The 996-nt window shown below is 72.1% G+C and carries 2 protein-coding genes; one reads left to right on the top strand and one right to left on the bottom strand.

Features of this window, described 5'->3' with window-relative positions:
- Positions 1-70 precede the first annotated feature (70 nt).
- A complete protein-coding gene (locus tag x551_RS22675; protein ID WP_051512313.1) occupies positions 71-352 on the bottom strand; it encodes a DUF2917 domain-containing protein in 282 nt (93 codons plus the stop codon).
- Positions 353-458: 106 nt separating this feature from the next.
- On the opposite strand from x551_RS22675, the gene x551_RS22670 reads away from it, so the two are divergent.
- Positions 459-996: LysR family transcriptional regulator (locus x551_RS22670; protein WP_036251958.1), on the top strand; the 538-nt coding region annotated here is incomplete at its 3' end.

Below are 996 nucleotides of genomic sequence, written 5' to 3'. Positions count from 1 at the left end.
GTCCGCAAGCCCGCCGCCGCACCACGCCGCCGCAAGCCGGCCCGGTAGGCCGACGCGGTCGCCGGATGCCTCAGGCCGCCGGCTCTTCCAGCACCTCGAAACTGGCCACCGACCAACCCTCGGCCAGCACCTCGGTGCCGGCCGGCAGGCGCAGGCTCTGGCCGGCCGCGAGCCACCAGTCTTCCGGGATCTGCCCGCCGAGACGGCCCTCGGCGGTCACCCAGAGCCGGCCTTCGCGCAGCCGCAGCCAGCGGGTGTTGCGGGCGGCCTGCAGGCGCAGCGTCTGGCCTCGGACCAGCCGCCAGACGGGGTCGGTCCGGCCCATCGATTCTTGCGATTGCTGCATGCTCATGTCGTGCTCCCTCGGACCCTGTATTGGTGGATCCATGCGTCATATCATCGTGAAGAACCGGCCCACGATCCAATGAGATCGCGGCCCCAATTGATGACATGAACGCATGAATACCTCACGCCAGCGCCCGCTCGCCGTCGGCCCGATCCGCGCCTTCGAGGCCGTCGCGCGCCACCTCAGCTTCCGTGCCGCGGCCGAGGAGCTGCACCTCACGCAGCCGGCCATCAGCCGCCAGATCCAGTCGCTGGAGGACGAGGTCGGCAGCTCGCTGTTCACCCGCGGCACCCGCAGCGTCGCCCTCACCGGCGACGGTGTCGCGCTGCTCGCTGCGGTGACGCCGGCGCTGGAGCGGCTCGATGCCGGCGTGCGCCAGATCCGCAGCGCGCGCGGCCGGCGCGGCGTGAACCTCAACACCTTCCCGTCGTTCGCCTCGCTGTGGCTGCTGCCGCGCATCGAGGCCTACCAGCGCGACCACCCCGACCTCGACATCCGCATCGACGCCAACGACCGGTTGGCCGACCTGGACGACCCCGAGGTCGAGATCGTGATCCGCTACTGCAGCGCGCAGCGCGCCCCGGCCGGCGCCGTGCGGCTGTTCGGCGAGACGCTGACGCCGGTGGCGAGCCCGCGCCTGCTCGAGCAGG

Source organism: Methylibium sp. T29 (genome assembly GCF_000576205.1).
Classification (GTDB): Bacteria; Pseudomonadota; Gammaproteobacteria; order Burkholderiales; family Burkholderiaceae_C; genus Methylibium; species Methylibium petroleiphilum.
This window is presented reverse-complemented; position numbering and strand designations above follow the sequence as displayed.